This is a genomic window from Chryseobacterium taichungense (genome assembly GCF_900109935.1).
Classification (GTDB): domain Bacteria; phylum Bacteroidota; class Bacteroidia; order Flavobacteriales; family Weeksellaceae; genus Chryseobacterium; species Chryseobacterium taichungense.
Genome location: NZ_FOBV01000010.1, coordinates 1 through 19,012 on the forward strand (window position 1 = coordinate 1; position 19,012 = coordinate 19,012).

Sequence of the window (19,012 nt, forward strand, 5' to 3'; positions counted from 1 at the left end):
GGCTCTAAAGTTTTGGACAAATTCTCTTTTTCCAGAGATGTTATTTCTTTGGAAAGAATAACTTCGCCCAGTTTTATATTTTTAGCATCTAATCCAAGTTTTTCCAATTCGTTTTGTACCACCATAATGCAACGGTCGCAAACCATATTTTTGATAAAGAGTGTATTCATATTTTGTTCAATACTAATATTAAGCACAATAGACAAATTTACGTTTTAAGTTGAACCCTTGCTGCATTTGTTGCGGTTAATTCTTATAACTGCCTGCTGCTGCAAATACAAAGCATTCTAAACCCACTTCTACAGTTAGCAAGTATTCAATTCGATTTACATGATATAGTTTGACTACTTACTTCGTAGTATCTGTGTTTTCATCTGTAAAGTGTTATATGCACAGTATCCTTTTTCACGCGTTAGCTTTGGCTACCCTTTTTTTTGTTAAATGCCAAACCAATCAGATAAAAACACTCTCGGACAACTTTGCAATTTGAGACAAATGAAACCTTGCGGATACCAATACGACAAAAACTGTCGTATCAATTTGATTTATTTTGATTAATTTTAAGTACTTCATTAACAATTAATTATAAATACGGTGATTAATTAGCATAATCAATAAAAAACTCAAACCCCGTATTTTTTACATTTTTAATGAGAGCACTAACCTAAAGAAATTAGTAAGTCTTCACAATCCGTAAAAACCCCATATTTTAATGTAGTTCTAAAGTTCTTTTAAGGATTCTGTATTTTGTAGCAAACTCGAAGATTGATTAAAGTTGCGTGCGTAATGAGAATTACAGAGTAAGCAGAGTTGGAGATGAATACACAACATTCTTTTGCTGCGAGTTACACGTAAAAAAGTCCCCAGGTCTACCGGGGACTAAAAACTAATAACCATGAAAACTCACTTTATATGAGATTCGATGCAAAGATAGAAATAAAGATTGTGATGATTTTATTTTCTTCTCTCTCTATTTCATTCCAAAATTTGCAGAATTATACTGATTTGCTATTGCTAAAGCAACTTGTAAAGTTGCTAATCATATATAAATTAGTAAAAGGTAACAGCCTTAATATGCTAGTTTTATTGTTTTTGTTGTCGTATAAGAGATATGTGATACCAGTAGAAAAAGGCTTCAGGATTTCCTTTTTTCAACTTATTGAGTTTGGAATCAAAACTCTGATCGATCACTAGCTCTTTTATACTTTCCAGCCCTTGATATTTTTCAAGTTTCATTACTTTATATCTAAGAACAGTTGATAGATAGGCAGCTTTTGCAGCATCGGTGATAGCTCTGTCTAAATGATAATTTTCTGAGAATATAAATCTTTTTACTTGATTAATTCCTGATAATAGTGCTTTAAAATTCCCCCTTCCCTTTTCCCCTCGCGAACAGATATGCAATGCCGTGTCATAAATATCATCAAGTACTCCGTTTTCATCAGTTTCACAATTTCTATAACCAATCTCTGTTTTGGCAAAAATATCGAAAGTCTGACCAATTATGTTTACATCAGTAACAGGTTCCAAAAGACTTCCAATATCAAAAAGCTGTTTCATGATCTCCATCGTCCTCGAATCGCCGCCTTTTTCATAAGGTATCCCAGTGGTATTAGGTGCAAAAGCCGTAAGCTTATCCCCTAAAATGTCTTCATGACATGGGATACTAACGTTTATAGGGTCGCCATCCTGCTTGATAAAACTTGAATCTATGGGAAAGTTTATAATTTTTGTGTAGTGCGGCTCTTCAAATAGAATATCCAGCAATACATAGTCTTCAGTCATATTAGACATATGAACAGGTGTGTAAAAAAACTTGTAATGTGCTTTTTCAATGTCGCCTGATGTTTGCCGGTGTTGTTCCTCAAACCTTGTAAATCCTTGTTCAGATAAAAATCCCTGGAACTTCTCTTCCAGGTTTTGCTTTGGGTTACTGATAATTACATCAATATCAATGGAAAGACGTTTGGTACTGTTCATCAATAACATAAGGGCTGTTCCACCTTTAAAAACAAATTGAACATCAGACTTCACTAGGCCTTCAAGGAGAAGTAATGCTCTAATTACTTTTTCTATAAGAATTTTATCTGCTCTGTTATTCTTTACAGAGACACTGTTCAGCCATTCAGTAGTAAGACTGTCTTTTGATATCATAATAATTTAGAATTTAAAACTAATGGTTATTGTTTTAGAAATTTAGAATCGTATATATATTTAATAAGGTCTTGTTTTCTGCCCTTTCGGTCAGCATATCGTAAAAGCCTATTTTCATTTACGATGTATTTTTGAAATGCATTAACAAATATACTTCTGAGTTCACTGCCTGCAAGAAAAGTAAATTCAGGATCACAAAATATATCTACCAGCATTTTTTCGAGGCTAATGAGGGGCAGACCTTTTTCTTCACTCAAAGGACTTTCTGTTGTCAAATACCTAACTATAATGGGAGAACGGAAGTCAGGAAGAAGATCATTTATAAGCATCTCTGAAGGACGTAGAAACACACCGCTGAAATTATTTTTTAGCTGATAATATACAGACTCTGCAACATCACGTTCAATATCTACAAGCACGAATGGATATGCGCTCAGATGCTGAGCGAATTCGTTTAATAAATCCGAGTTCCAAGCACAAAAAGAAACATCAGGAAAATTTTTCCGGATGAATGTGCCGATTTTTTTTGACCTGGAAGATAGTTCCGGCTGATATTGCTTGGCATCGCCGAGTTGAAACAATCCTCTCCCTACTCTATGCAGTATTGACGATCTAACAAGGTCATATACTTTCCACCTTATGGTTGTATCTGGAATCTCAGAGTCATCTTTTCTAAAATAAGCGCGCAAATCATCTAAGGAAAGCTCTGATTGATTCCTAAAATATTCTTTTAGTGCTACTTTATCTCTTTCTTTTTTTACCATGCAAATAACAATATATATACAAACTTACGGCAAAATAATTATTTTACTGCCGAAAGTTTGAATTTTTTTATACATTTTATAATAAACAAGATACTAGTAAATAAGTATATATAAGACTAATTTAAATTAATATAATAAAATTAATTATACAGCAATGAATCGAAAACTTATTTCAAACTTTCGGCAGAAAATTCATATAATTGCCAAATGTTTGAATATAAACTACTCCAAAATTGACCATGTTTAACTCGCTGCGTAGCGAAGTAAAAATCTAAGGTGTACAAACAATGATTAGTAAGGTTAAGAAGTAAATAGATTTCTAATGTACTGATACATCATAATTCCAAAATTCCCTGTCAGGAAAAATAGAGGTTTTTGAGATTTAAATTGCATTTTTAATGCAAGCAGTCTTGCCATTAATCTAATCTTACTGTATCAAAAGAATTAATTTGCAACTCCAATTCTTCATCATTTTTCTTCATTTCCAACATCTGCTCAATGTTAAAGTTAAAGGTAATAAATAAAGTCATTCTGCATTCTTGCTCCACCCTATAAAAGTGTTCATTCCAATCGTCTGCAATCTGAGGTCGGTTCTCGTAAATCCAATAGTCAGCTTTGAAAATGAAATAATCAATCAATGCAAGACCCGAGACCTCTATCGGAAGAAAAATCTGCTCTGCAATATTCTTCGCATCCTTCCATTTGACTCTTACTTCATCAGCACCATAACCAATAATTGTTCCTTCATTATTTTCAGATTTCAAAGAGGGTTCTTCAAATTCAATATGAGAAATTGAATTTGCAAAGGAAAGAGCTTCTTTCTTTATTACGTTTTCACAACACTGCAGAAATTGTAATGCATCATTATACTTTTCTACTTTTAGCAGGGATTTGTATTTTTCATTTATTGACTCAAAAACCATAGATGAATAAAAATCTTTTAAAGTTTTAAAAATCAATATGTTTTTATCGGGTCCACATTTATCCGACAAATTGGTGTCATTTGAGATTAACACCAATTTATTTTTACGCGAAATATCTTTTATAAGAGCATAAATAAATGCATCGGGAATATCATCTCTGTTCTTTAGGCTTTTAAAAGGTTCGCCGCCACTAAAATAATTTTCAAAAACCTTCGTGCTATGTTTGGGATTAAATGGATGTAAAATTGCGTTTGAATCTTTAATAAACTCATCCCACAGTCTCTTGACAGATTCTTCAAAATCAATTTTTAATTCATTTATTTTCTTCACATACTTTATAATATCATTATAGTGATTGGGATGAACTCCTTTTTTGTCTAATGATATTAATTTATTTATCGCTTGCTGAAAATCATTTTGAGACTCCTGAACACTTGACGTAGTAGCTTCTTTATACACTACCCAAGGTATATTTATTTCAATAAGTTTCTTTTTACCCAAATCTTTTAAAAGCGAAAAGTCCGACTTATTGAGTGTTTTGTCCTGCTTGTACGTTGTACTATCAATTAGTATTTTCATAGAATACACATAATAACCAAATATACAAACTAGCTTTTGAAACTATATAAATTTTGAAAGACATATTTTTCTCTGAATCTTTCAAATAATACAACATGATAATTTTCTTTATATTTACAAAAATACATTATGAAAAAGTTAAAAATATATTGTGTCATTTCTACAGCTATTATCATCGGACTTTCGATTTGGGTTTTACTTTTATCAAAAGATTTGCGGGAAACCAATGAGGTTCTTAATCAATGTTCTGATCGATATTATAAGGAAATAAGCAAATAGAATGAAGCATGAAATATCATTTTTACAATATAGTCTCCTAATCATCAAAACACTCCTCATCGAAAGCTTTCAGATGTTCAAATATTTTCGTCGCAAGTATATATTTTTATTACCTTCTATCATTAATTACTCAATCACTGTTAAAAGCCTTGCAACTTATAAGTATCTGAATTCTAAGCATTATCAAACTCATTAGTCATTAGCATAAGAAAGTTAAAAGATTATCTATTTGATATAAAGATTTTTCCTTCCCACCTTACTTTCCACTTTTATAGTATCATCAATAACGAAATTTCGCATTACTCCAGCAATTTCAGTAGATGAAACTTTGGTGGCTTCAATTAGCTTTAACTTAACCAACTCTTCTTTAATTTCTGACACAGTTTTACCCGTTGCGAGAAAACTAGACTGAACAATCCATTTTCGAATTTTGCCAGTTAAATTTGCTTTTGCCTTCCTGTCGTCTGGAAGAGATTTTAGAGGCACCAGTTTAATATTAAAATCATCTAATGTTTCTAAAGGATACTGGACAGCCTTAGCATATTCTACATAATAATCAATATTTGTAGTAATACCCTTCTCAATACTAACTACAGTATTATCTGTCATGTCTGTCATGAAAGCAATATCGTTAATAGAGAGATCTAGTTCAACTCTTTTCTGCTTTAGCTTTTTCCCAATCTTTCCCCGATATTCGGGAGAAACTAATCTTGCTTTTTTGTTAGATTTATCCAATTTATATGTAATTTTACACTTAATTAATTATTTATTTGCATATATTATTTATAATTTATACATTTGTCATACAACATACATAAAGTATAAGCGACCAATATTAACATGAGTCTTGTTATCGAAAACGGCTAATTTTTAGATGACGCAAGACCAGTAGGGTTGTCGCAACCTCATATTTTGTACCTTTGCATTTTATGGGGGTGGACACCCTATCGGAAACTTCGTCACAGGTTCTTAGCCGTACCGCGATAAAAGTTGAAGATAGGCTCCACCCTTTCCTTCAAAGACTCGTTCCATAAAACTAAAATTATATATTATGAGGACGACATTTTCAACCATTCTTCTTATCTGCCCACCGGAATAGTCCGCAAGCATAATATAGAAAGTACAACCGGTACCTGCGGCTTCAACAATAACCTGCAGCAACTGTTAACCGAATGTATTAACAACACTATCCGAAATTCCTTTAATTGTAAAAGGAAAGCCCGACTATGCTTTAAACTCAAACCTTAAAAATACTCGCTTTCTTTTAATATTCCAAAATTATTTTCATCCCGAAAGGAATTTACCGCTAAATAAAAAAGACATTACACAATGGCGCCGTCCATTGCGGCTTTAGGGCTTACATAAGACATTTTTTTCATTCATATTAAATTTTGATCAGTATAGGCAGGAAGATCCTGGACAAGCAACACTTCCTGCTATACGATTTTTAAAAACAAATAGTAGAAATAGCCATTGAAGAGGAGAAGAATAGATTTTAAATACAGATTTTGGTTTGTCAGCAGGAAGCGTTCCAGCTTAAGGATAATTAAATCCTTTTTCAAGGGTTATGATTTGGTGACCGCCAAAGAAATGCTCAACAACCTAATGATCTGTGCCGGGAAAAATAACACGGTGATCCAGGAAGATTCTTCTGTAGTCTTTCGCTTTCATCAGTCCTTGCGGTCCTTGCTGCGTGCCTGTCATGTAATAGCATTGAAGGACAACCAATGGACGATTGCAAAACATTCCGCGAGTCAGAATTTGTTGACGCAAAGATCTTTGTCGAATGAGGAATATCTTAATCCAATTTTAGTATTCCATCGTGCTTTCGCAGAGTACGCTGTCAAAGACTTCGACTATTATCTTGCAGCGATAGTCAGCTTGTCAACAAATACCAATTCCTATTCTGATGGTGCCAGGATCGTAGCGGTCTATATCCATCTTGTAAAAATGCTTGATGCGGCGTATTTAATTCAGCAAAAAGATAACAAAACATAATAACGGCCTAAGAAAATATCATTTTAAAAAGAGAAAAAAAATTAATCGACCAAAAAAGAAAAGCTCTTTCCGCAAAGTTGACGCCACGCTGGAAAGAGCAAAGTTTAACAAAATAAACCCTATTCAAAGGTATGAAAAAAAACTTTTGCAGGCTGGGCCATCTCCAATGGATGGCTTTCAGCAGCCTGCTATTCTCGGGAATGGCCATAGGACAAATGAGAACCATCTCGGGAACAGTCACACAAAACGGGCAGCCGCTCAGCAGTGTCTCGGTATTCCAGGAGGGCGCTGATGCAGTTACGATGACCAACGCTTCCGGAAAATATCAGATTCAGGTTTCCGGACAGAATCTAATATTAATTTTTAAACATCCGGACTATCCGGAACAGAAAATCAATATCGGAAATCTCACTTCGATCAGCGTGTCAATGGATAGACGGGAACGGCAGATCGAGGAAGTGGTGCTCAATGCCGGATATTACAAGGTAAGGGAGAAAGAAAGCACGGGAAGCATTGCGAAGGTTTCTGCAAAAGATATTGCGAACCAGCCTGTCACCAATGTCCTGTCCGCAGCCCAGGGAAGATTATCCGGAGTCAATATCACCCAGAACAGCGGGGTTGCCGGCGGCGGCTACCAGATAGAGATCAGGGGCAGAAATTCACTCCGGACGATAGCCACCAGTGGTGTGGATGGCAACCAGCCCTTGTATGTTGTGGATGGTGTTCCTATCGGAGGCGAGGTAGCTTCGCAATATTCTGGTTCAGCCATTGCCGGCGGCAGTATGAACCCCCTGAACAGCATTGCACCCAATGATATCGAAAGCCTGGAGATTTTAAAAGATGCTGATGCTACAGCCATCTATGGATCGCGCGGTGCTAATGGCGTGGTGCTGATCACCACCAAAAAAGGCCGGTCCGGGAAACTGGGCTTATCTTTCAACAGCTCTTATTCGATGAGCCGAATTATCTCCAATCTCGAAATGATGAATACGGAGCAATACCTGAATATGCGCAGGCAGGCTTATGCCAAAAGCGGGGTTACTACCTACCCTTCTACGGCATACGACGTGAACGGAACCTGGGATCCGCAGCGTTACACCAACTGGAATAAAACGCTCATCGGCAATATGGCCACGGCATCCAATACACAGCTTTCCCTGAGCGGTGGTAATGAAGATACCACATTCCTCATCAGCTATGGCCATAATGAGCAGACGACGGTTTATTCAAAAGATTTCAAGTACAGCACGGACAATATTTCCAGCAATCTCGCCCACCATTCTAAAGACAGGCGGTTTTCGCTGAATGTTTCCAATCTTTTTACGATCCAGAAGAATAATGTGATCAACGAGGATGTGAGCAGGCAATCGTACCTGCTGGCTCCTAATGCCCCGGCGCTCTATAATGAGGACGGAAGTCTGAACTGGGCGAACAATAGTTTTACCAATCCTGTCGCCGCCTATAACGCCACCTACTCTAACGAAAACATCCAGTACCTGAATAATCTGAGCGCAGAGTACGAGGTTGTTAAAAACCTTAAGGTTAAATTAAATGCCGGTATCAATTACCAGACTTTTGAGGAATGGTCATTACGCCCTAATACCATTTATAATCCTGCCTTTGTAACAGGACAGTCCAGCGCTTACTCGCAGGCCTACAAATATAACCAGCAACGGTTCTCCTTTATTCTCGAACCGCAGGCGAACTGGTTTCTTGAGAAAGGTCGCAACCGTATCGACATCCTTGCTGGTATAACTTATCAGGATGATGTCACAAAGCAGGGTTCTATGAGAGGGACAGGTTTTGAAAGCAATATCTTTATCCAGAATATTTCGGCAGCCCAAACAAAGGTCATCAATGACCAGGTTACCACCGAATACCGTTATGCTGCGGTTTTCGGGCGGATCAATTACCAGTGGGATAAGAAATATATTCTGAATGTCACGGGACGAAGGGACGGCAGCAGTCGTTTCGGACCCAATAACAAGTTCGCTAATTTTGGGGCTGTGGGTACAGCCTGGATTTTCTCTAATGAAAAGTTTCTGAAAGAGTCTGAGTGGCTGAGCTTTGGAAAGCTGCGCGGAAGTCTCGGAACCTCGGGAAGCGATAATATCGGAGACTACCAATACCTGGATACGTTTGCGGTTTCTTCCACGTCTATCTACAATGGCGTTACCGGTATTATTCCGTCCCGCCTCTTTAATCCGGATTTCAGCTGGGAAAAAACGACAAAGCTGGAAGCCGCCCTCGAACTGGGATTTTTTAAGAACCGCATCAACCTAACGGCAGCCTGGTACAGGAACCGGTCTACCAACCAGCTGGTGGGCTATCAATTACCTGCCCTGACCGGATTTACATCCGTGAGTGCGAACCTGAATGCAACCGTTCAGAATACTGGAGTGGAACTGGAGCTGAACGCCCGCCCTTTTACCAAAGGCAGCTTTAAATGGGAAACCGGGTTCAATATCAGCTTTCCAAAGAATAAGCTGATCGATTTTCCGGGACTATCTGGTTCAACCTATGCGAATATGTATGTCATCGGGGAACCGATAAGCATCGTAAAGCTCTACCATCTTGAAGGCATCAACCCACAAACGGGTCAGTACCGCTTTACGGACTTTAACGGGGATGGTAAGATCACCTCGCCGGATGACCGGCAGGTAATCGAAAATATCGGGGTGCGGTACTTTGGCGGCTGGACCAACCAGCTGCAGTACAAAAACCTGAGCCTTTCATTCCTGTTCCAGTTTGTGAAGCAAAAAGCGAGGAATTACAACAGCGTGATGACCTCCCCGGGATTAATGAACAATCTTCCGGTGGAAGCGCTGGACGTCTGGTCTCCTGATAATCCGAATGGGTTTTATATGCCTTACCAATCTACTGCCAATGCATCCCATACGCTTCTGCAAAGCAGTGATGCCTCGGTGTCAGACGCTTCTTTTATACGTCTGAAGAACATCCAGCTTTCCTACCGTGTTCCGTTGGGATCGTCAAATGTTTTCCGTGAGGTCAGGCTGTATATCCAGGGACAAAACCTGTTGACCTTCACGAATTATTTCGGAGTAGACCCTGAAACGGGAAGCAGCAGCTTCCTGCCTCCTCTTAAAACCTACGCCTTCGGTGTGCAGTTTAACCTTTAGAACTCATCATTATGAAACGATACAAACTATATATATTCCTGATTTTTACATTGTCAACGGTAAGCTGCGAAAAGCTTCTGGAGGTAGACACGCCTGCCAACCAGATTACCTCGGACCAGGTCTTTGAAAACGTTCAGACCGCTAATGCTGCTTTATCCGGTCTCTATGCGGGATTGTGGGACAACTCGCCGCTGGCAGGAGATCAGACGGGACGATTGTTGGGCGTCTATACCGATGACCTTGACTTTTATGGAACAACTTCCAACAACGGAACGTTGGAGCTTTTCCAAAATACGCTGGTGGATTCTAATCCTGCGGTGTACAGCTACTGGGCAAATGCCTACCAGAAGATCTATTTAGCCAATGCCATTATTGAGGGCGTCAATGCGTCTTCAGGCTTGTCTTCAGCTGATAAGGCGAGGATAAAGGGTGAAGCATTATTGGTAAGATCGATCCTCTATTGTTATCTGCAGCAGATCTTTGGGGATATTCCTTATGTGACCGGTACGGATTATACCCTTAACCAGTCGCTGTCAAAAACTTCAGCACCGCAGGTGCTGGCCAGGCTTGCTAATGACCTTAATGAATCCTTGTCACTATTAGCGGAACCGTACCGCAATACCGAACGGATCTTTCCCAATAGATCTGTCGGCAGGCTGGTCCTGGCAAAAGTATATCTGTTACAGAACCGATGGAGTGATGCGGAAATCCTGCTGAAAGAAATCCTTCAGAATCCCCTTTACCAGTTTCAGAATGATCCTTCCAAGGTTTTTGAAAAGTCGGGAACGCATATCCTCTGGCAGCTGAAGCCTAAAAATCCGGGAGATGCCACCAAGGAGATCACCGCCTACTATTTTTCCAATTCGGCGCCAACCAGCGTCGCCTTATCACAAAGCCTGATGCAAAGCTTCGCTTCGACCGACCGTAGGAAACAGCTATGGACGACCGCCGTAACCTTCAATAACAATACCTTTTACAGGGCGAACAAATACAAGAATCTCAACAATAACACCACAGAGTATTCTGTTGTCTACCGTCTCGAAGAGGTCTACCTGATGCTGGCGGAATGTTTAGCGAAACAGGATAAAGTCACCGAGGCTATTCCGCTCGTTAATGCCATTAAACAGCGGGCGAATGTCCAGCTGATCCAGCAGCCTGTTACCAAGGAAGCCTTAATCAATGAGATTCTGTCGGAAAACCGCAAAGAGTTCTTTACCGAGATGGGACACCGCTTTTTTGACCTGAAACGGGAAAACCAGCTCCAGAATCTGGCTCTTGTAAAACCCAACTGGAAATCCTTTCATCAGCTGTGGCCGCTTCCACAGAAGGAACTGCTGCTTAATCCCAACCTTAATCCCCAAAACACCGGCTACTGATGCGGAGAAAATTAGTAATGTTCATCCTATTCTTTCTGTTGCTTTGGGTTAACGGCCAGGTACTTCAACGCCGGGATACGATAAAAGGACCCGAACGCTCTTTCTTTACGCTTGGTAATTTGGAAGTCTCCGCAGACGGCAGATGGTCGGCGGTAAGGAAACGTTATGAACATCAAAGCGATACCCTGTTGCTGTTTGACCGTCACAAGCCCGGTCAGGTCATCGCAACACTGGTTAAATTGAATCAGCAGTTTTCTTTTTTAAGCAGCAATACCTTAATTGCTTCAGGCAATGGAAAAGCGCTATGGATGGATCTATCCGGCTTAAAGCAGAAAGAATATGACCACATCCGGCAGGCAGGTCCGCTTTCAGGTCAGGACCACTTCTTTCTGTGGTCTAAAAATGGTGAATTAACGGTCTGCGATCATCAGGGAAAGGTTCGCCAGACGATGAAGGGTGTCCAAAAATTGATTACTGACAAGGATAAATACTTGTATGCGGTTCGTCAATGGAACGATCAGTCGGAGCTGGTTCGCATCACTGCCGATAAAACGGTGCCGCTATACGTCACCGCTTCTGAATTCAGCAGAATGGAAATGATGCCGTCGGGAAATCAGATCGTTCTGACCGAAACCGGACAGGGAAAATCGGCCAGACATATCACCTTTGTCAATACCCAGTCAGGACAGGTAATCCACCATCTGCCGGAGCTCAAAAAAGATTTTGACTATGTGAAGGTGACTGAAATTCAAAACGGAAAAGCCTATCTATTGGATTTTCAAAGCCGGACTCAACCTGTAAAGGATCAGGTAGTGGATATATGGTATGGCAATGACAGCAACCTAAAAGCCAAGAAATATGGAACAGAAGATTCGCACGAGTATTTCCTTTTGGATGTCGGGAAACAAGCCGTAAAACCTATCAGCGCAGAACGCTTTCCTGTTTTTGCTTCAGCGAATAACACGGATTACCTGCTGGCTTTTGACCCGCAGAAAGATTACAACTACAGCACCCGTTTTCCCCTGTTGGATCTGTATGTTTACCACCTTTCTGAAAATTCATACTTTCAGATCTTTGAGAAAGCAGCAGATGTTACTCTATCGCCGGACGGAGCCTTTCTCCTGGGATGGAATGACCGGAGCAGCCAATGGATGTTGTTTGATTTTAAGTCCGGAAATCAAACCATAATTAATAAGCAAGGCTTAGAAAAGCCGGTGTTTGATGACAACAAGCTTTTCATCTATTTTGAAAGCAGGGACGGATTATACCGTTATGACATCCAAAAGCAGAAGTTTAATTCTTTTCTTAGTACCCGCGGTAAGGAAGTATCGATTGTATCAGGCGACAGCTATAAAGTGAATGACCTGTTTAATATCAAAGTCAGCAATATTGATTCCGGGAAGCGATTTCTTCTTAAAGCAGAAGATAAGGATAACAGGACGTCATACCTTAAATACGATGCTAAGGAATTCCGGGAAGTCATCGGTCCTACGGAACATCATATCCGGGAAGTCCGGTTCAGCAATGATCTGACTGTAGCCTATACGATTGAAGAAAACTATAATTTGCCACCGAGGATTTTAGTTAAAGATACTAAAGGAAGTCAAAAGCAGGTCCTTTACAGTGGAAACAGCGCTGACCGTCAGGCTTTCAATATCAAACAGGATATTATTGCTTATCAGAATTCCCAAGGAACACCGCTTAAGGGAATCCTATATTATCCTATCGGTTTTAATCCTGCCCGAAAGTATCCGATGATTGTTCATATCTACCAGATTCAAAGCAAGGATGCCAACATCTACACTTACCCCAAAGATGAAGGTGCAGGCTTTAACTGGCGCACGCTCATTGAACAGGGATATTTTGTTTTTCTTCCGGATATTGTTTTTGATGACAGAGGAACGGGATTGTCCGCGCTCGATTGCGTGAACAGTGCATTGGATGCGCTGGGTGGTTTTAAGTCCATCGACCGGAAAAAGATCGGTCTGAACGGACATTCGATGGGCGGCTATGAAACCAATTTTATTGCAACACATTCCAACCGGTTTTCGACCTATATCTCAAGTTCGGGACACAGTGATATTGTCAGGGCTTATTTTTCCTACAGCTATGATTCGTATATGCCACTGCTCTGGCAGTTTGAAAACGGGCAGTATAAAATGAAGCGGTCGTTTTTTGAAAATAAAGCGCTTTATTTTGATAACAATCCGATTCATTTTGTAGATTGCGTGAATGCACCGATGTTATTATGGACCGGGATGAAAGATGAAAATGTCCGCTGGGATCATACGATGGAGTTCTATCTCGGGCTAAAAAGAAGCAATAAGGAGGTTATCGCATTATTCTACCCTACCCAGGAACACATTCTGGAAAAAGGCAGCAGAGCGATCACAGATCTTAACCAAAGGACAATGGAATGGTGGGACTACTTCCTGAAAGATAAAAAGGATGTTGAATGGATCAGCAAACAGTTGAAAAAAAGGCTGTCTCGGTAGAGACAGCCCTCTTTTGGTTATTGTTGTGGAACTTTGTACAACGGATTTCCGCACATGGTCGGAGAATCAATTTCTCTAAGCGTTGAACCGTCTTCAGACCAGGTACAGGCCTCGTTGCTGAAGACATTGCTGCAATCCTGCTGCGCATCGATACACAGACCCTGCGCTGCATCGAAGTGATATCCGGAAACGATAGCACTTTTAACGTTGTTTGCCTTTTTGGTAGCAAACGCTGCTCCGGTACCTAAAAGTACCACTAAAGCAGAAAACATGAAATTTTTCATAATAAAAGTATTTGTAATGTGTGCCTACTCTTTGGACAGGTTTTCGGCTTCCCCCGGTTTAAAATATTTTGTAATGGGTTTACGGTAGGTGTATCTTACCAGCTGATCACCGACTATGGCAAACAGATAGTGATCCGTCACAATAAAATCAGTGAGCTTATTTTTACCCTGATTATAGATATAAAAACTCCCGATGTATTCCTGCTTATCCGTCCGGTAAATATCGATTACCTTAGCTTTCTTCCACGCGTTGACTGATTCGTGCTTACCCATCAGGTCTGATTGAATAAAGGCGAGGTTACGGTTGGCAGAAATATTCTGATTGACCTTCAACGGTGGGGCTATCAGTTTATGAGTGCCATTAGACTGACTTCCCGTCTGTATTTTAGCGACGGTGGTCGTATCAATAGTGTGCAGCTTTCTCTTCAGTTCCAGCTGATTATTCATAATTAAAAACGTATTCCGGTACGTGTAGGCATATACAAGCGTATCTGAGTGAGCACTGGATGTAAGTTTCCCATCTGAATCAAAAACACCGTCCATCTGCTTTTCAAGGATTCCAGGATATAATTCTACTTTTGGCCGTCTGGTCAGATCCAAACGGGCAATTGTAAACATTTTATCAGCCTTGCTTTGGGTGCGCAATGCGAAGCGGATGGAATCCAGGACGATCAACTGTGTAAAATAGGCATCCCTGTAACTGATGGTTTTGGGTGCAGCATTTCCCAGTTTTCCCCTGTAAATAACAGGAACTGTCCCATCATAGAGGTAATAGTATGGCCCTTTTACCTGAACCTGCAGATTGCGGAACGTGTGGTTAAAATCGGACGGCGCCATTTTTAATTTTTTGATCCCCGCGAGGTTGTGGCCAAGGGTAACCAGGGTTTGTGGATAGTGCTTGTTTCCAAGGTAAATATGCGAGTGGTCACTGCCTGCAAAATAATACTGCTCGTTATCCAACTTCACCGACTGATCTTCCAGTACGGGATGTAGAAGAAATCTTCTCGTAAAATTATTCTGCCGCTTAATAATATACTCTGACCGCAAAAACAGCAAAGTAACGGTGCCTGAACTTACAATCACGCTGAGCAGGATCATCATCATCCGTCGCCGTAAACTGACGGCACCACCGATTAAGAGAATGCCCGCACCTGCAATGATGACACAAGCAATATTGAAAATAAGATGCTCCGTCCAGTCCATTTTTTCGAGTATGCCGCCGCAGGAACAGGGAATAAAGTCGCTATAGTTAAGAATAAGGTAAATGTAACCGGTAAAAGCCACCATGATTGCCAATGAAGCATATAGTCCGGCCATTCTGGTTCTGGGCACGAATAATAAAATGACGATCAGCAGTTCGGCAACGATCACTGCGTATGAAACAAATCCGGCATAAGCACTCAGTAAAGGCGATTGCGCGATCTGAACCTGGAAATCTTCAAAATCATAACATTTACTGAATGCTGCATAACAGAATAATAATATAAAAAAATAACTGATATACGCTGCTGACTTTCTTTCGGTGGTTTTCATTGTTTCCGTCTTTATCCTTTTGTAACTAAAACCCATTTTACATTGACCCCGCAGTATGAGGGCATCAATTCACCTTTTGAAACATAGATCGTTGTCGTTATTCTATCTTCAATTTCCCACTCCCCGCTTACCGTACATTTTTTTCCGGTAAGGATGGTAATCTTTTGCTGTTCGGATTTCATAGAGTATCACCATCAGAAATTCAACGCAGTGTATCGTAAACAATTTTCCAATGCTGCTTGTCTTTCGGAGGATCATCGTCTCCGGTATCCTTAAAGCTATTCATACTGGGGACATCGGGAACGTCATCCCCCTCGTTTCCAGATGCTTTCGCCTGATTTATTGCTGTTGGATTATGGTTTTCAGATTCTGTGAAATCTGTACCGTTTCTTTCACACGACTGCAATACCCATGCAGTGACTAAACCTAAAATTGAGATATACTTTTTCATATTTTTCTGTAAAGGGTTAAAAAGTCATCCCGGCTGCCGGTTCACAAATAGAATTCTGAGGACTAAATTAGCGCTGCCTGCAGGTTCAGAAAAGATTTTGTTGGGTCAAACGGTACTCAAATCAGTCATAATGGGTAGATAATGACTGCAAAATATCGCGGTACAGCATTGAAAATCAACACCTAAAAGATATAATTCACAAATGCGTTAAATATCATTAATACGGTGCTAAATTTTGGTAAATTTGAGTACATTTTTAAATTATGCGCACAAATAATAAAATATTTTTGATGATTTTCAATTTATTTATATTATTGGCACATGGACAGAATGCCCGGAAAATCCACCAGGGGGAATCTTATGGAAAAATTGCAGGTTTGTTTGATTCCTATTCCGAAAACGATGAGAGAGCCCTGGTATTTGTCCAGATGTATATTGATAAAGCGAAAAGAGAAAGAAATTATCAAAAATTAATAAGAGGATACGAAGAAGCGATCTACTACAATAAAACGATCGCCACCAAATTATTGTATGCCGATAGTACGATTCTGACTGCCCAACAGCATAAAGACTATGACCAGATCGCCAGAGCCTATCTCGGAAAAGGAATTATCTATTTTTATAACAGAAGACAATATAAGCCTGCGTTAGACCTATACCTAATCGCGTATAACCATTCTAATAAGTCTAAAGATGAATACCTGAAAAATAAGATCGTATACCATTTGGGAACCGTAGAAAGTTATTTGGGAGATTATAAAGAAGCGGCATCCCACTTTGAAAAATCAGCCGCCTACTATGAGAAGAGCATGTTGAAAAACAATCATCCGAATATCATTCTCAACAATAAACTCGGTTATTTTAACAGCCTGTACCGGCTGAGCACCTGCTATAAAAATCTGCGTTTGTATTCTAAAGAAGATTCGCTCATTCAGATTGGTCTGGCAAAACTATACGACACCAAAGAGCTGACCTTAGAGTACGGCTATTTTCAAAAGGGTAAAGGGGTTCAGCTTTTGAGACAGCACCGATTGGATGAATCGTTAAAACATCTTCAGATTGCTGATGAAATTTTAAGTGATAAGGAAGATTACGCATCTCTTACGACGGTTTATTTTTACTTGGGGAAGTTGTTTTTAGAGAAGCCCGATAGGGCTCGGGCAATGCTCTACCTCAGAAAGGTTGATTCAATGGTTAATAAGTATTATTTTATTACCCCTGAAATACGATCGGCTTACGAACATTTAATCAATGATGCGAAAAAGAACGGGGACCGTGAGAAACAGTTATATTATACCGATCAATTGCTAAAGGTCGACTCAGTAATTAGCGCCGATTTCGTCCTGCTGGCATCCAAGATCCACAGCGAATACGACCGTAAATCATTGGTAGAAGATAAGAACAGGCTTGAAAAAGAGAAACACAGGGGATTGGTCATCACCTGTTTGTTTATCGGCACCACGGTAGTAAGCTCCTTTTTGCTGGTTCGGTCCCGAAGAAAGGCGAAGCAGCTGGATCTTAAATACCGTGAAATTCTTAAAAATTACAAAAACCCACCCCGGGCAGAGCCTAAGCCCGAAAATAATACTGTCCCTTCTGCCGATAAGAAGCTCTACACAGAAGAGATGATCCTTACGGTGAAAGAAAAGTTAAAGGAATTTGAAGCGGAAAAAATGTTCCTCAACAAAAATCTTACCCTGACGATCGTGGCAAAAATGCTCGGCACCAACCGGAACCTTTTATCGTATGTTCTCAATGATCATCTGCAGACCAATTTTACGATGTATCTGAAGCAGTTACGGATCGGATACATCACCAGTATGCTGATAGAAAACAGCCGGTACCTGAATTATACGGTCGATACCCTTGCGGATGCCTGCGGAATGGCAAACCGTAAAATATTTGCCGCTCATTTTACGGAAGTTATCGGAATGAAGCCTTCAGAGTTTATCCGAAGAAGAAAAGAAGAGATGAACAAATCATAGTTTTTATTATTAACTCGACTTTTACGTTGAATTTACATAAAAAATCAACGTATGAACCAACAACATTTCAGAAAAAAGACAGACCTGCTTTGGAAAAACCTAACCGCTTCTATCGACCAGATCAACCGAAAAGAAAGTGATATCGTCCTTAGATCCGAAGAGATTCTGATGAAGACCGATGCCGCCATCCGTAGTTTAAAAGACCTTCTCAGGCAGTACCGTTTCCTGGATTGGAGTGATGAAATTTTCTTCTTCAGGAATATTAAACCCAAATTTATTGCCATCTATATTTATTATTCCAAAGTGCTGGCAATAGAATCTTCAAGACCCCACGCAGATCCCCCTACCCTTAAGACTTATTATGAGAATGAAAGAACCAGCCTCCTGTACTTTTATAATGAGCATAAAGAATTTATCAGCTATTACCGGAGAAAGGCCGCTTATCTTGATAAAAAATATTTTATCCGCTTCAAATTTGATTTTAAACTCAAACTTAGTCCGGAATTTTACAGTTACGATGAATCTTTTTCAACATCTCACGATCATATCGTTGCCCAGATCATTGCCAATGATTTTCTCAATCAGTACCTGACGGATCAGCTAAGTACACCGGAGGAAGTGCGAAATGTCATTTCTCAAACCCCAAAACTGGAATGGACCGCTCCAAAAGTGGCTCTAATCGAACTGCTGTTTGCGCTGTATCAGACAAAGTGCTTTAACGGTGGACATACTGATCTTGCAGAGGTATTCCGCTGGGCCGAGAATTCCCTCAACGTTAACCTTGGCAACTATCATAAAACTTTAGGTGAAATACGCTTACGAAAAAGTGATCAGACCAAATTTTTATCACTCCTTCAGAAGAATTTAAGCCAGTTTCTTGATGATATGAATAGGTAACAGATCAACATCTTCAAATTTCAACTTTTTATGACAGCAAAATAGAGATTAATGGTTAAAAAGCGCTCATTTCTTAATCTTTAGGCAGATGTGCGATTGTCTGCTGTAGTATAATTCTTTATTTGCAATAGATACAACGGATTCTTTCGGTAGT

14 protein-coding genes are annotated in these 19,012 nt (G+C 39.8%); 6 read left to right on the forward strand and 8 right to left on the reverse strand.

The window, feature by feature from the left end; translation table 11 throughout:
- Positions 1-1,083: 1,083 nt before the first annotated feature.
- The 4 genes from BMW64_RS17495 to BMW64_RS17510 all read right to left on the reverse strand — a co-directional run bounded on the left by BMW64_RS17495 (position 1,084) and on the right by BMW64_RS17510 (position 5,434).
- The gene (locus BMW64_RS17495; protein ID WP_078797530.1) at positions 1,084-2,154 is read right to left on the reverse strand and encodes a nucleotidyl transferase AbiEii/AbiGii toxin family protein; all 1,071 of its coding nucleotides are present in this window, start codon (positions 2,152-2,154) and stop codon (positions 1,084-1,086) included.
- Positions 2,155-2,180: 26 nt separating this feature from the next.
- On the reverse strand, positions 2,181-2,918 hold the full coding sequence (locus BMW64_RS17500) for a DUF6577 family protein (protein ID WP_078797531.1): 738 nt from the start codon (positions 2,916-2,918) through the stop codon (positions 2,181-2,183).
- Between the two features lie 416 nt (positions 2,919-3,334).
- Positions 3,335-4,420 carry a PIN domain-containing protein gene (locus tag BMW64_RS17505; RefSeq protein WP_090001501.1) on the reverse strand — a complete coding sequence of 362 codons (1,086 nt, stop codon included), beginning with the start codon at positions 4,418-4,420 and terminating at the stop codon, positions 3,335-3,337.
- A gap of 504 nt (positions 4,421-4,924) precedes the next feature.
- Complete coding sequence (locus BMW64_RS17510) at positions 4,925-5,434, reverse strand: helix-turn-helix domain-containing protein (protein WP_164462435.1); 510 nt, start codon at positions 5,432-5,434, stop codon at positions 4,925-4,927.
- 855 nt (positions 5,435-6,289) lie between these two features.
- On the opposite strand from BMW64_RS17510, the gene BMW64_RS20510 reads away from it, so the two are divergent.
- The 4 genes from BMW64_RS20510 to BMW64_RS17530 all read left to right on the forward strand — a co-directional run bounded on the left by BMW64_RS20510 (position 6,290) and on the right by BMW64_RS17530 (position 13,708).
- Complete coding sequence (locus tag BMW64_RS20510) at positions 6,290-6,697, forward strand: hypothetical protein (protein WP_143052725.1); 408 nt, start codon at positions 6,290-6,292, stop codon at positions 6,695-6,697.
- Positions 6,698-6,828: 131 nt separating this feature from the next.
- Positions 6,829-9,837 carry a SusC/RagA family TonB-linked outer membrane protein gene (locus BMW64_RS17520; protein WP_090001503.1) on the forward strand — a complete coding sequence of 1,003 codons (3,009 nt, stop codon included), beginning with the start codon at positions 6,829-6,831 and terminating at the stop codon, positions 9,835-9,837.
- A gap of 11 nt (positions 9,838-9,848) precedes the next feature.
- The gene (locus BMW64_RS17525; RefSeq protein ID WP_078797536.1) at positions 9,849-11,213 is read left to right on the forward strand and encodes a RagB/SusD family nutrient uptake outer membrane protein; all 1,365 of its coding nucleotides are present in this window, start codon (positions 9,849-9,851) and stop codon (positions 11,211-11,213) included.
- Positions 11,214-11,230: 17 nt separating this feature from the next.
- A complete protein-coding gene (locus tag BMW64_RS17530; protein WP_177175319.1) occupies positions 11,231-13,708 on the forward strand; it encodes an alpha/beta hydrolase family protein in 2,478 nt (825 codons plus the stop codon).
- A gap of 17 nt (positions 13,709-13,725) precedes the next feature.
- Here the strand turns inward: BMW64_RS17530 and BMW64_RS17535 are convergent, their stop codons facing one another.
- From BMW64_RS17535 to BMW64_RS17545, 4 genes are read right to left on the reverse strand one after another with little or no spacing between them, the layout of a single operon-like run.
- Complete coding sequence (locus BMW64_RS17535; RefSeq protein WP_078797538.1) at positions 13,726-13,992, reverse strand: hypothetical protein; 267 nt, start codon at positions 13,990-13,992, stop codon at positions 13,726-13,728.
- A 24-nt stretch (positions 13,993-14,016) separates the two neighbouring features.
- Positions 14,017-15,525 (reverse strand): MauE/DoxX family redox-associated membrane protein, encoded by a 1,509-nt coding sequence (locus tag BMW64_RS17540; RefSeq protein ID WP_090001507.1) that lies wholly within the window; start codon positions 15,523-15,525, stop codon positions 14,017-14,019.
- An 11-nt stretch (positions 15,526-15,536) separates the two neighbouring features.
- Positions 15,537-15,707, reverse strand: a complete 171-nt coding sequence (locus tag BMW64_RS20775) for a hypothetical protein (RefSeq protein ID WP_164462394.1) — start codon at positions 15,705-15,707, stop codon at positions 15,537-15,539.
- A gap of 20 nt (positions 15,708-15,727) precedes the next feature.
- Positions 15,728-15,976 carry a hypothetical protein gene (locus BMW64_RS17545; RefSeq protein WP_078797540.1) on the reverse strand — a complete coding sequence of 83 codons (249 nt, stop codon included), beginning with the start codon at positions 15,974-15,976 and terminating at the stop codon, positions 15,728-15,730.
- A gap of 290 nt (positions 15,977-16,266) precedes the next feature.
- Between BMW64_RS17545 and BMW64_RS17550 the strand changes: the two genes are divergently transcribed.
- Together BMW64_RS17550 and BMW64_RS17555 are read left to right on the forward strand one after the other, a co-directional pair.
- On the forward strand, positions 16,267-17,961 hold the full coding sequence (locus BMW64_RS17550; protein ID WP_172523086.1) for a helix-turn-helix domain-containing protein: 1,695 nt from the start codon (positions 16,267-16,269) through the stop codon (positions 17,959-17,961).
- 51 nt (positions 17,962-18,012) lie between these two features.
- Positions 18,013-18,858 carry an RteC domain-containing protein gene (locus tag BMW64_RS17555; RefSeq protein ID WP_090001511.1) on the forward strand — a complete coding sequence of 282 codons (846 nt, stop codon included), beginning with the start codon at positions 18,013-18,015 and terminating at the stop codon, positions 18,856-18,858.
- The last annotated feature ends 154 nt before the right edge of the window (positions 18,859-19,012 follow it).

Bases quoted from the DNA above. Each gene is read 5' to 3' on its own strand.
- BMW64_RS17540 (WP_090001507.1), bottom strand. From the start codon at position 15,525: ATGAAAACCACCGAAAGAAAGTCAGCAGCGTATATCAGTTATTTTTTT.
- BMW64_RS17545 (WP_078797540.1), bottom strand. From the start codon at position 15,976: ATGAAAAAGTATATCTCAATTTTAGGTTTAGTCACTGCATGGGTATTG.
- BMW64_RS17550 (WP_172523086.1), top strand. From the start codon at position 16,267: ATGATTTTCAATTTATTTATATTATTGGCACATGGACAGAATGCCCGG.
- BMW64_RS17495 (WP_078797530.1), bottom strand. From the start codon at position 2,154: ATGATATCAAAAGACAGTCTTACTACTGAATGGCTGAACAGTGTCTCT.
- BMW64_RS17520 (WP_090001503.1), top strand. From the start codon at position 6,829: ATGAAAAAAAACTTTTGCAGGCTGGGCCATCTCCAATGGATGGCTTTC.
- BMW64_RS17500 (WP_078797531.1), bottom strand. From the start codon at position 2,918: ATGGTAAAAAAAGAAAGAGATAAAGTAGCACTAAAAGAATATTTTAGG.
- BMW64_RS20510 (WP_143052725.1), top strand. From the start codon at position 6,290: ATGCTCAACAACCTAATGATCTGTGCCGGGAAAAATAACACGGTGATC.
- BMW64_RS17530 (WP_177175319.1), top strand. From the start codon at position 11,231: ATGTTCATCCTATTCTTTCTGTTGCTTTGGGTTAACGGCCAGGTACTT.
- BMW64_RS17525 (WP_078797536.1), top strand. From the start codon at position 9,849: ATGAAACGATACAAACTATATATATTCCTGATTTTTACATTGTCAACG.
- BMW64_RS20775 (WP_164462394.1), bottom strand. From the start codon at position 15,707: ATGAAATCCGAACAGCAAAAGATTACCATCCTTACCGGAAAAAAATGT.
- BMW64_RS17505 (WP_090001501.1), bottom strand. From the start codon at position 4,420: ATGAAAATACTAATTGATAGTACAACGTACAAGCAGGACAAAACACTC.
- BMW64_RS17535 (WP_078797538.1), bottom strand. From the start codon at position 13,992: ATGAAAAATTTCATGTTTTCTGCTTTAGTGGTACTTTTAGGTACCGGA.
- BMW64_RS17555 (WP_090001511.1), top strand. From the start codon at position 18,013: ATGAACCAACAACATTTCAGAAAAAAGACAGACCTGCTTTGGAAAAAC.